Source organism: Parasporobacterium paucivorans DSM 15970 (genome assembly GCF_900141895.1).
Taxonomy (GTDB): domain Bacteria; phylum Bacillota; class Clostridia; order Lachnospirales; family Lachnospiraceae; genus Parasporobacterium; species Parasporobacterium paucivorans.
In genome coordinates, this window is sequence record NZ_FQYT01000005.1 from 75,709 (window position 1) to 87,561 (window position 11,853).

General features: G+C 43.1%; 8 protein-coding genes. 6 read left to right on the forward strand and 2 right to left on the reverse strand.

The genetic code is table 11. The features are described from left to right. Positions 1-2: 2 nt before the first annotated feature. Positions 3-2,627 carry a magnesium-translocating P-type ATPase gene (gene mgtA, locus BUA79_RS03095; RefSeq protein WP_073992894.1) on the reverse strand — a complete coding sequence of 875 codons (2,625 nt, stop codon included), beginning with the start codon at positions 2,625-2,627 and terminating at the stop codon, positions 3-5. Between the two features lie 324 nt (positions 2,628-2,951). Between mgtA and BUA79_RS03100 the strand changes: the two genes are divergently transcribed. Then, positions 2,952-4,898: an NAD(P)/FAD-dependent oxidoreductase gene (locus BUA79_RS03100; RefSeq protein ID WP_073992895.1), complete on the forward strand. Its 1,947-nt coding sequence runs from the start codon at positions 2,952-2,954 to the stop codon at positions 4,896-4,898. Between the two features lie 46 nt (positions 4,899-4,944). Here the strand turns inward: BUA79_RS03100 and BUA79_RS03105 are convergent, their stop codons facing one another. Next, entirely contained in the window at positions 4,945-6,171 is a 1,227-nt protein-coding gene (locus tag BUA79_RS03105; RefSeq protein ID WP_073992896.1) for a PucR family transcriptional regulator, read from the reverse strand. A gap of 218 nt (positions 6,172-6,389) precedes the next feature. Here BUA79_RS03105 and BUA79_RS03110 point away from each other — a divergent pair, with 218 nt between their 5' ends. The 5 genes from BUA79_RS03110 to BUA79_RS03130 all read left to right on the forward strand — a co-directional run bounded on the left by BUA79_RS03110 (position 6,390) and on the right by BUA79_RS03130 (position 11,835). Beyond that, positions 6,390-6,662 (forward strand): NAD(P)H-dependent oxidoreductase subunit E, encoded by a 273-nt coding sequence (locus BUA79_RS03110; protein ID WP_073992897.1) that lies wholly within the window; start codon positions 6,390-6,392, stop codon positions 6,660-6,662. 26 nt (positions 6,663-6,688) lie between these two features. Next, positions 6,689-8,200, forward strand: a complete 1,512-nt coding sequence (locus BUA79_RS03115) for a 4Fe-4S dicluster domain-containing protein (RefSeq protein ID WP_073992898.1) — start codon at positions 6,689-6,691, stop codon at positions 8,198-8,200. 34 nt (positions 8,201-8,234) lie between these two features. Further along, positions 8,235-9,059, forward strand: coding sequence for an MBL fold metallo-hydrolase (locus BUA79_RS03120; protein WP_073992899.1), 825 nt, complete (start codon positions 8,235-8,237; stop codon positions 9,057-9,059). Positions 9,060-9,248: 189 nt separating this feature from the next. Continuing rightward, positions 9,249-11,219, forward strand: coding sequence for an electron transport complex subunit RsxC (gene rsxC, locus BUA79_RS03125; protein WP_242941629.1), 1,971 nt, complete (start codon positions 9,249-9,251; stop codon positions 11,217-11,219). 1 nt (position 11,220) lies between these two features. Further along, the gene (locus tag BUA79_RS03130) at positions 11,221-11,835 is read left to right on the forward strand and encodes a methylenetetrahydrofolate reductase C-terminal domain-containing protein (RefSeq protein WP_073992901.1); all 615 of its coding nucleotides are present in this window, start codon (positions 11,221-11,223) and stop codon (positions 11,833-11,835) included. The last annotated feature ends 18 nt before the right edge of the window (positions 11,836-11,853 follow it).

Genomic DNA, 11,853 nt, shown 5'->3' on the forward strand with positions numbered 1-11,853 from the left:
AATCAATCACCAAATTTCCGGATAAACCATGTTTTGACCAGCTGTGTGAGAACTACATAGCATACCATCATGACAGCAAGCAGAAACCAGTAAAAAGAGGGCAGTGGTACGAAACCAAGAGTTTTTGCTAAAGGTGAAATTGTAAGAAAAACAGCAGCGGAAACAATGGCAACGGAGGAAATAATAAGCGGCCAGCTTGCCCGGCTTTGGATAAACGGAATTTTGTTGGTCCGGATAACATGGATTATCATGGTCTGCGTAAAAATCGACTCCACAAACCAGCCAGTATGGAACAAAGCCGGATTATTCCAGCAGTTAAAAATATTAAGCATGATGAAGAATGTCAGATAGTCAAATATCGAACTTATCGGTCCTATAATTAATATGAACTTCTCGATCCCTCTGATTTTCCATTGGCGGGGTTTCTTGAGCCAGTCTGAATCAACCTCGTCCGACGGGATTGTTGTTTGTGAAAAGTCGTACAATAAATTGTTGGTTAGGACCTGAATAGGAAGCATTGGCAGGAATGGGAGAAATGCACTAGCCCCCACTACACTGAACATATTTCCAAAGTTGGAGCTGGCCGCCATCTTTATATATTTTATAATATTTCCGAATACACGGCGCCCTTCCATTACGCCCTGAGCCAAAACAAGCAGATTGTTGTCTAAAAGAATGATATCTGACGATTCTTTGGCGATATCCACGGCACTGTCTACCGAAACACTGACGTCAGAAGCTTTCAGCGCAGGAGCATCGTTGATTCCGTCACCCATAAACCCTACCACATGACCGTTTTTTTGCAGGGCATGAATAATAAGCTCTTTTTGATTAGGTGACAGCCTGGCAAATATGCTCGTATTGTTTACCGCTTTTGCAAGTTCATCCTCGCTCATGGCCTCTATTTGAGGACCGAGAAGAATACCGCCGGAGGAAAGACCGACCTCTTTGCAAATATAAGTGCTTACAACCTCATTGTCCCCTGTCAGGATTTTTACATCCACACTCAGAGTTTCTAACTGCTTCAATGCTTCTGGTGCCGATTTTTTAGGTGGATCAAAAAAGGTTAAAAAGCCCAGAAGTATAAGCTCTGACTCGTCCCCAATCTCATAGACAGGCTCATCAGGCGCACCCGGCATTTCCTTGTATGAAAGGGCAATTGCACGGAAGCCTTGCGCATTGAGTCCGCTCACGGTTTCCGTCGCACTATCTTTGTATTCAGGCAGCATAGGGAGAATATTGCCATCAATTTCCACACGGCTGCAGCACGACATGATTTGCTCAACAGCACCTTTGCAAATGAGTGTATTCATGCCGGTTTCATCTTCCACAATGACAGACATGCGTTTGCGGGTGAAATCAAAAGGTATCTCATCAATTTTGTGGTATTTTACGTTTGCCTGAAGAGTTTCTTCCAGATCCCCATGTTTCAGAATCGCTTCATCGGTAATATTCCTCAACCCGGTATGGTGGTAGCTGTTCAGGTATCCGTAATGCAGCACCTTTGCGCTTGTTTCTCCGTGCACATCGAGATGCTTCTCCAGTACAATCTCTCCCTCTGTAAGGGTGCCGGTCTTATCGGTGCACAGCACATCCATGGCTCCCAAATTTTGAATGGAATTCAGGCGCTTTACGATGACCTTCTTGCGGGACATCATCATGGCACCCTTGGAAAGGTTGACCGATACGATCATAGGCAGCATTTCCGGAGTCAGCCCTACTGCCACGGCCATGGCGAAAAGGAAGGCCTCCATCCAGTTGTGTTTACTGAATCCATTTACAAGGAATACAATAGGAACCATGACCGCAATAAAGCGGATCATCATCCAGGTGATTCCGTTAATCCCTTTATCGAAACTTGTCAGTTCCCGCTTCTCGACAATACTGGCAGAAAGTGCACCAAAATATGTTTTCCCTCCTGTATGTATAACTGCAGCAATGCCCGTTCCGCTCACCACGTTCGATCCTAAAAAGCAGAGGTTGGGAATTTCAAGAGGATTATCAAGTTCGTCGCCGGCAATATCGGAACTTTTTTCAACAGGCATTGCTTCTCCGGTGAGCGCCGACTGGTTGAGAAACAGATCTTTCGCAGATAGAATGCGTACATCTGCCGGTATCATATCCCCTGCAGCTATACTTATTATATCTCCGGGCACCAAAAGCTTAAGTGGTATTTCTTCTTCTTTTCCATCGCGTACAACCGTTGCCTTATTGCTGACCATTGCTTTGAGTGCTGCCGCCGCATTATCGGCACGAAGTTCCTGAAAAAAGCGAAGTATGATTCCCAACACGATCATTACGGAGATGACAAGTGTTGCACGCAGATCTCCGGTGAGATAAGAGAGAAGCGCAAGAGCGGCCAGCAAAATGACCAGAGGATTCTTTAAATTGTTCACTAGATGCATCAAAACAGATAGCCGTTTTTCTTTGGCAAATTCGTTGACTCCATACCGCTTCAGACGCAAATCAGCGTCGGAAGTGCTTAGCCCTGCAAGTCTGGTTTCAAGGTGTCCCAAGACGGATTCGGTCTCCAAGTTGGCCATTTCCAACAGCTCTGCAGAAAAGGTTCTGGCTGATTCACTGCTTTGGTTGTTGGAATGGCTTGAACCGGTGCTTTTTTTGGACATTAATTCCACCCCCCTGTGATGTACATATAATTCATGAGCAATCAATGGTTTTACGGATTGGATTTTCTAATAATAATATATCATACAGCCATTCTTTATTAAATAAATTTATCGAAAGAAAGTGGTGAATACCAGAAAAATATGACTGATTATCTATATGGAAGCGACACATATTTGGTAAAATGCACTAAGGCTCGTTAATTGTTTGTCAAAATGAATATGGACAAAACCAGCACGAATAGTTATAATTTAAGTAAGCAATTAGAAAATCCTCTGAATAAAGTGGATAAATGTGCTAAAAATATTAGAATGGAGTGATAAGTGATGAATTTTGAATCAACATTCAAACCTCTTTACATTGGTAAAATGCTTGTGAAGAACAGATTGGTAGTGCCGGCTATGGATTCTGCAATGTGTGAGGAAGATGGAACAATCAAAAAAATGGCCTGTGATTACTACGGCGCCAGAGCCAAAGGCGGATTTGGAATTGTTATTACCGAAATTGCTGCGGTTGATGAACGGGCACCGGGCATGCCGGGCGAACCCAAATTATATTCAGACGAGTACTTGCCAGGGTTGACAAAATTAGCAAATGCGATTCACATTGGAGGAGCGAAAGCGATCGTTCAGCTCCATCACGCAGGACGGGAAACTTCTTCTGCAATGATCGGGCAGACACCAACCGCACCATCCTCCATCCCTTCAGTTGTTTATAGAGAACCGGTTAATGAGTATACTACGGAACAAGTATATGAGCTGATTGATTCTTACATACAATCTTCCGTTCGATGTAAAAAAGCAGGCTTTGACGGAATTGAATTCCATAGCGCTCATGGTTATATGGGACTTCAATTTATGAGTCCACGCACAAATAAAAGAATTGATGAATTTGGCGGTGGAGTTTCAGAGAGATCATATTTTCACAAATTAATAATTGAAGGAATCCGCAAAGAGTGTGGTGAAGATTTTGCCATTATCGTGAGAATGGATTCCATTGAGGGAAGAGCAGGCGGTCTCGAGGAAGAAGAGGCAGTTGTATTTGCCAGATTATTGGAGTCATATGGTGCAGATGCATTGAATATTTCTGCTGGTACATACGCCGCATGGGATGTAATTGTTCCTCCAACAGCCTGGCCACAGGGCTGGAACTGGAGAATTTGCAGAAGGATAAAGGAATCTGTCCATGTTCCGGTTATGCTTGCAGGTAGATTTTCCGATCCTTTTGTCATAGAACAATCCATTGAACGCGGTGACACGGATTTTGTCTGTTTGGGACGTCAATCCATTGCTGATCCGGAATTCGCAAACAAAATGGCGGGTGGGGATCTTGCTGATATCGTACCTTGCGTGGGATGCACTCAAAGATGTATGTCCTTTAATGACCATGACTCTTTGCAGGAGGGCGACTGGGGGGTTTCCTGTATATTCAATCCAATGAGCAACAACCGTAAAGATGTCCAGTATGATCCGACCGAAACTCCTAAAAAAGTAATAGTAATCGGTGCAGGTGTTGCCGGCATGGAAGCTGCATGGATAGCGGCGGAACGCGGACATGATGTGACCTTGTATGAAAAGAATGGACAGAATAAAGTGGGCGGTCAGTTCTTAATTGCCTCCTATCCTCCGTACAAACAGGAATTGACCAGACCAATCAAATTTTACAAACATATGTGTGAAAAGAACGGCGTAAATATGGTTTATAATAAAACCGTTGATGCAGAATTCATACAATCCGAAAAACCAGATGTGCTCATTGTTGCCACGGGAGCAAAACCATTCAAATTGAATATCCCTGGAAATGATGCAGAGAATGTGTTTATGGCCAATGATGTACTTGTTGGAAATAAAATACTTGGAAACAGCGCTTTGGTGATTGGCGGCGGAATGGTTGGGGTTGAAACGGCTGAATTCTGTAAAGACTATTGCGCGCGAGTTGCCGTGGTTGAAATGAAAGAAGATATTGCCATGGATTTATATATGACCGTTCGCGACGATCTTCTTAAACGCTTTAAGAATGAAGGCGTTGAGGTATATAAAAATACTACGGTCTTAAAGATTGAGGGTAAAACAGTATTTGCAGAACAAGATGGCAAGCAAATCGCATTAGAAGGCTTCGACAACATCATTTTTGCTGTGGGATCCAAGCCAGAGGCACAATTTGACAATGTAGAAAAACTTGCAAAAGAAGTGTATGTTATCGGCGATGCAAAACAGGCAAGAAGCGCTTTGGAAGCAATATATGAAGGTGCCAGAGTAGGTATGTCCATTTAAAGAACCGGTATTTAAGATGGAGCTCCATTTTTTCAGGAGCTCCATCTTATTTTTGATATGTTATCATTTCTAAGCTTATTAAGAGGGACAATAATGTTTTGTAATCATTAAGGTCTAATCCGAACAGTACTTCAATTCTGTTCAGTCGATAATTGAGTGTGTTCCTGTGAATATGCAGATGTTCCGAGGATTCATTTTTCTGAAACAAATTCTTGCAGAAACATTCCAAAGTCATGTAAAATTCGGTGTTGTTTTCTGAATCGTATTTCTTGATTTTCTCAAGAGCCGGGTGAATGAAACACGCATATTCTTCATGCTGGCTCAGATACAAAAACAAGGGAGACGGAGCAATTTCGTGATAATAGTATAAAGGTGTATGCAAATTGTTGTTTGTGACCTCGTCTCTGTAACGGAAGATAGCAGTCAGCCTTGCCTGAAGATAATAATCGGGAAGAGAATATATATCGGTCACAGGATTGACGGCGCCACAAAGAATTTTATATTGCATCAGGTATTCTGAAATTTTTTCAGCAACGGCTGTCAGAAGGGTCTGTTCGTTTTCGTTTGTAAGCAGGATCACCAGGTCGTCGTTATATATTATTGGCAGGGAGCTAGGGAAATTATGCAAACAATAATTTATCGCAACAGAAGCGAAGGCATGCTGTGATTTTATCTGGTCGAGAGGTGCTACCAGAAGCAACGCAGGTTCCTTGTTTATTTTGGACAGTTGAACAATGGCACGAGCTTTTTCCTGTTTTGTTGTATTTCTATTTAATAAACTTTGCAAACTGTAGGAATGAACTAAGGGAACCTGACTCGTCAGGTTTATTTTAATCCTCAGAGTACTGGTCAGGATTGACGCTGCCTCCAGGTGCCATGGCTTAAAATCCTTTTCCTCAAGAAAAACAGCGATATGGCCAATAACGGTCGCATCATTGTATACTTCTGCAAAAATTCTCGGAAAGTTTTTGACAAGACCATCTTTTTCAAAAAATGGCTGATACCTTGTGCCAGGTTTTTTAAGATACTCTTCATGGAAAGCTTTGATGGTTTCATCGGGCAGGCAGCCGGTTTTCAGCAGTGTGTCATAGACGAAATCACCAATTTTTTTAGCTGGGAATAAAGAAATAAGCCGGTACTGATTATCTGTAAACAAAACAGGAGCATCAAATATTTTACTTGCACATCGAATAAGCGGACGAAAACCAGGTTTGTCCATATTCGCATGAAACTCTTCATAAATCTCAAGCAAATCATGTTTTTGTTTATCCAAGATGACAGGCTCCTTCACGATTTGTATAATATTTAACAGCTCTAATAAATACACTATATCAAATTAATCCAGAATGTCTAATGCGTAAAACGTATCAATGCTCTCAGACGAAATATCCGATATTTTGCTTTTATTGTAAATGTTAATGAACAGAGATATAATGTGCTAAGAGGTGCTCGGTATAAGCGACACAGGAAAATGAAAATGGGAGGAACAACATGAAGGTGAAGGTTTGCGTAGGTTCAAATTGCACATTGCTGGGAGCAATGGGGATTTTGGATCAGATAGAGGGATTGAAGGACATCGTGAATGAGGATATGGACGAATTCGATATGGAAGGGCTGGATATTGAGGTGGTCAAGTGCTTAGGATTCTGCAAAAAAACGAATAAAAAGATTGCTCCCGTAGTAGTAATTGATGACGAGCCGATATTCAATGCTACCGGCCAGACTGTAATGGAAAAAATCATCAATAAAATGAGAACCCAGTAATCGGAAACCTCGGAGGAAATATTTCAATGAAAGAAAGCTATGTTAATCTGATTAATATCAGAAGAGAAGTTTTTGCAACAATTGCAAAGATGGCATATGACGGTTCTGATTTGAGTGAATTAGAGAAATCATCGTTTGATCTTTTGCCTGGTGAGGTTGGCAGGTATAGAGACAGCATATTCAGAGAAAGAGCAATAGTGGAAGAACGCCTGAGGTTGACAATGGGCCTGGACGCAAGAAAGCCAACAGAATACCACCGCATTACGGATGGGATTTCTGAAGTGGATGTGGATAAAACGCAATTTATTGAGCCATTGGTAAATGTCATCACTCATGCATGTGAGGCATGCCCGACGAAAGCTTTTTATGTGACGGACAATTGCAGAAAGTGCCTGGCCCATCCATGTACGAATGTATGTCCAACAAATGCGATTTCTATGGGAAAGAACAGGGCGGTTATCGATTATGAAAAATGTATTAAATGCGGCAGATGCAAAGAAACCTGCCCATTCAGTGCAATTGTAAAATATGAAAGGCCATGCGCCGCTGCCTGTGGCGTTAACGCAATAGACAGTGATTATTTAGGGAGGGCCCAGATAAACAGAGACAGGTGCGTATCATGCGGCAGCTGCGTAACTCTTTGTCCATATGGAGCAATTGCAGATAAATCTCAGATATATCAGCTGATCAAATCACTGAAGACCAATGTTCACATGTACGCCATAATAGCCCCTTCATTTTTGGGGCAGTTTGGACCTTTGGCATCTCCGGTTCAAATATTTGAAGGAATAAAACAGCTGGGATTTGAGGACGTGATAGAAGTCAGTCTGGGTGCAGACATCACAACTCTTCATGAAGCAAAAGAATTCCTCAAAAAAGTACCTGGTGAAATTCCCTATATGGGAACAAGCTGCTGCAATTCCTGGACATTAATGGTTGAAAAGTTATTTCCCGACCAGTACGAGTATATATCGGACTCTGCTTCTCCGATGGTCGAGACTGCAAAGCATATTATGAAAAAAGATCCACATGCAAAGATAACATTTATAGGGCCATGTATTTCAAAGAAATTAGAGGCATTGAGAGAAGATGTTAAGGATTATGTTCATTTTGTGATTACCTTTGAAGAACTTATGGGCATGATTGTTGCCAAAGGAATAGAATTATCGGAAATTGAGGTATCCAGAGAAATACAGGATGCTTCTACGCTGGGGCGGGGATATGCAATAGCAGGCGGAGTGGCTGATGCAGTAAAAAGGACGGCTATGATTATGGATCCTTTAAGAGAAATCAATGTGGAAGGTGCATCGACTCTGGAGGAATGTGTAAAGCTTATGAAAATGGCAAAAGCCGGTAAAAAGAACGGCTATTTGCTCGAAGGCATGGCCTGCCCTGGTGGCTGCATTGCTGGACCGGGAACAATCGCATCCCTGAACAGAGTTAAAAAGGCAGTAATGGATTTTGAAAATCAGTCAGAATATAAAACTCCCTTTGATAATGTTATTATTAATGAAGAATTACGCAACAAAGGAATCTGATGTGTGATTAACGAAGCGGGGAGTTGGTGGAGATATGATAATAAGAATGCTGGTGGAAAACACCTCAACAGCTGAATCTTTAGGCAGCGAGCATGGATTAAGCGTATATATAGAGACTGATCATCATAAGATCTTATTTGATACAGGAGCCAGTGGGCTGTTCGCTGAAAATGCAGAAAAAATGCAGATTGATTTATCAAAGGTGGATTTGGCGGTTATTTCTCATGGACATTATGATCATGGCGGGGGACTCAGGACTTTCCTGGAAATGAATAGCAGTGCAAAAATCTATTTCGGCAAAAAGGCGTTTGGCGACTACTATGCAAATCGATCCAATGGTGAAAAGAAATACATTGGTCTGGACAAAACCCTGATGTCAGATGATCGTTTTGTTTTTGGGGAAGGGCAGATTGTCATCGATGAGGAGCTGGAGCTGTTTTCGGGCGTAAAGGGCAACAGGCTGAAACCGCCAGGCAATCAGGATTTATTTATGAGGGAGGGCGAATCGTATAAACTGGATGATTTTTCTCACGAACAGAACCTTGTAATCAAAGAAAATGGAAATACGGTTCTGGTTGCTGGATGTGCTCATGCCGGGATTGTAAATATACTGGAGCACTTCCGTGCAGATAAAAACGGGAAGCCAAGTCATGTTATCGGCGGGTTTCATCTTTATAACCGGGGCGCGGAACAATATGAGAATTCTGACGCGATGGCAGAAATTGGATCATATCTGTTAAGTACCGGCGCCATGTTCTACACCTGCCACTGCACGGGAATCCCGGCATATGAACGTTTAAAATCAATGATGGGAGAGAGTGTGAATTATCTTTCAACGGGCAGCCGCCTAATAATATAAAGCGACGGACGGAAGGTTGAAAGTGGAGAATAAGAAGCAGGATGCATTGGATGATAGATAATTATTAAACAATACTGGAAAATGACATAATATTGTGATAAAATTCATAATAGTTTTAGTATTAAAATTAGTACAAGTATAGTATGATTTGAGTGTATAGGTATTTGGTTAGTCTAAGTTTAAGGAGGCATGCAATTGGAGGATTACACGAAATTTAAGTTAAAGAGAAGGGAAGAGCTGGATGCGGTTCTGGCAGACAAGGATGACTTGTTTGTTGTGGCCTGCAACAAGTGCTTTAAGGAACTCGTCAGTTTTGATGAGCCGGACTGTGGTCTGTTTGAAGACATTGCCAGGGAACAGGGCAAAAACGTCGTCGGCCGTGCAAAGATTGATTTTCTGTGCAACGAACCGTTGACAACAAAAAGTTTTCAAGGGCTTCTTCCAGAAGGAACCAAAAATGTGTTTGTTAGTTCATGCGGTCTGGGAATTCAGACGATTACAGGGTTGGCGGAAATTCCGGTTTATGCTGCAAGCGACACCATTGCCGTGGATGGACATCACGGAATGGCATTGACAACCACGTTATGCGGAGCATGCGGTCAGTGCTATCTGAACATGACCGGAGGAATCTGCCCTATCGTGGACTGTTCAAAGAGCTTGTTGAACGGACAATGCGGAGGTGCCAAAAACGGAAAATGTGAAGTGGACAAAGAGATGGATTGCGGATGGCAGCTCATCTATGAAAGACTGGAAAAACAGGGAAGACTTGATGAACTGTTGAACCAGCCTGTGGAAATCCGTGATTATTCCAAGGTGAATTTCAAGTTCGTCAGCGAATACGTGAAATCGGTCCGTGAAAATCGGTACGAAGGATATTATGGTGGAATACATCCGGTCGAACACAAGGAATTAAGTGACCATCTGGCATTAGTGCGTTTTCCGGATCCGCTTACATTAGTCGTTCCGATGGCGCAGCATACTGGTGCACCGGCTCAGCCCATCGTAGAAATCGGACAGCATGTAAAGATGGGTCAGAAAATTGCCGAAGCCCAAGGCTTTGTGAGCAGTCCGATTCACGCCAGCGTCAGCGGTACCGTCGTAGCCATAGAAATGCGGCCGCATACGGTTAATGGAACGGAAACGTTGTCCATCATCATCCAGTCAGACGGAATGAACACGCTCCACGAGTCCGTAAAGCCGGCTGGAGAGCTTGAAAGTCTTACTCCGGATGAAATCATCGAAATTGTACGGGACAAGGGTATTGTCGGAATGGGTGGCGCAGGGTTTCCTACTGCCGTCAAACTCAAAGCACCTAAACCTATTGATTTGGTTTTACTCAACGGCTGCGAATGCGAGCCGGTTTTAACGGCGGACCACAGGGTTCTGCTAGAGTATGCAGATGAAGTGATTTATGGCTTGAAAGCTATGATGAAAGCGTCGGGAGCGGAAAAAGGCGTGATAGCCATAGAAGACAACAAACCGGATGCAGTCGAATTGCTGCAGGAAAAAACGGCAGATATGCCAAACATCGAGATCGTTACTGCGAAAACGAAATACCCACAGGGTGCAGAAAAGATGCTGATCAAACGTGTAATGGGTCGAGAGGTGCCACGAGGAGGACTTCCGATGGATGTCGGAGCTGTCGTAGCCAACGTGAGTACAGCCAAAGCCGTTTCTGATGCCATTCAAAAAGGCATGCCGCTCATTGAACGTGCTGTAAGCGTCAGCGGTGAGCGAATGATCAATCCTGGCAACTATATCGTAAAAAATGGTACATCAGTCAAAGAAATCATCAACTATTGCGGCGGTGTGGAAGGTGATGACGTTACCATTAAAATAGGCGGTCCAATGATGGGAATCAAAATAGAAAATCTGAATGTCCCGGCATTGAAGTGCTCTAACGGAATCGTCGCTGTCGAAACTATTTGCAAAGAAGCGGTGGAATGCATCAAGTGCGGACGTTGTGTTGACGTCTGCCCGATGGAGCTTCGCCCATTGTACTACACAAAATATGCGCTGTCAGAAGACTGGGAAGGCATGAAAACACAGAACGTGATGGATTGTATTGAATGTGGATGCTGCGAATATATTTGTTCCTCAAAAATCCCAATTGTTGAGAGAATCAAAATTGGAAAAACTGCCATAAGGGAGGGTAAATAATATGCTGATTACCCAACTAAAACCAAAAGAAATAATCGAATCGCTGGCTAAGGGAAAAACTGTGGTCATTAATTGCCATGGATGTAAGGAGATTTATTTTCCGGAACACCAGGCGGATGAACTGCAGAAGGAACTTTCGGACAGTAAAGAAGTGACCCGGATCATGACAAGGGATTACATCTGCAATCCGGATAATCTGAAGCTGCAGCTGGAGAAGTATATGGCCGATCTTAATGCGGCAGACACCATACTGGTATTTTCCTGTGGTGTGGGTGTTCAGACCGTTGCGGATCAATTCACAGAGAAAAGAGTATGCGCCGGCTGCGATACCTATCCATTACCTGGATTTCAGGGTGTGACTGCGCTGAATGTGGATTGCGCACAGTGTGGGGAATGCTATCTGAATTACACTGGAGGAATCTGTCCGATTACTGCATGCTCGAAAAGTCTGGTCAACGGCCAATGCGGGGGTGCCAAAAATGGCATGTGTGAAGTCGACAAGAACATGGAATGCGGATGGGAACGTATCTACAGAAAACTGGAGAAACTGGATAAACTGGATACCCTGAAATATGCCCCCAAAGTGCGTAAATACGGAAATCCTGATGCAGAATAGACATCTGCTGGTGTTTAT